This is a genomic window from Rhizobium ecuadorense (genome assembly GCF_001187535.1).
Classification (GTDB): domain Bacteria; phylum Pseudomonadota; class Alphaproteobacteria; order Rhizobiales; family Rhizobiaceae; genus Rhizobium; species Rhizobium ecuadorense.
In genome coordinates this window covers 1-210 of the sequence record NZ_LFIO01000190.1, presented here as the reverse complement: position 1 = coordinate 210, position 210 = coordinate 1, and the positions used below count along the sequence as shown (strand labels likewise).

1 protein-coding gene is annotated in these 210 nt (G+C 64.3%); it reads right to left on the bottom strand.

Annotated elements, in window-relative coordinates:
- Positions 1–210 (bottom strand): phosphotriesterase family protein (locus AF337_RS04615; RefSeq protein WP_483150614.1); only part of this gene is annotated, 210 nt, incomplete at both ends.

Genomic DNA, 210 nt, shown 5'->3' with positions numbered 1-210 from the left:
GCCTCGCGGACGATCTCCAGTGCGATATCATCGACGCTCATCGCGGCGACGCTTTCCGGATGTGAGGAGCCGAGGTAATAACCCGCCCCCATCACGATGTTGAGACCGGATGCTTTCGAGATGCGCTGGAGCGCCAGCGGATCACGGCCGATGCCCTTGCAGGTTGGCTCCACCACAGTGCGGCCGCCCGCCGTGGCGAAGTCCTTGAGC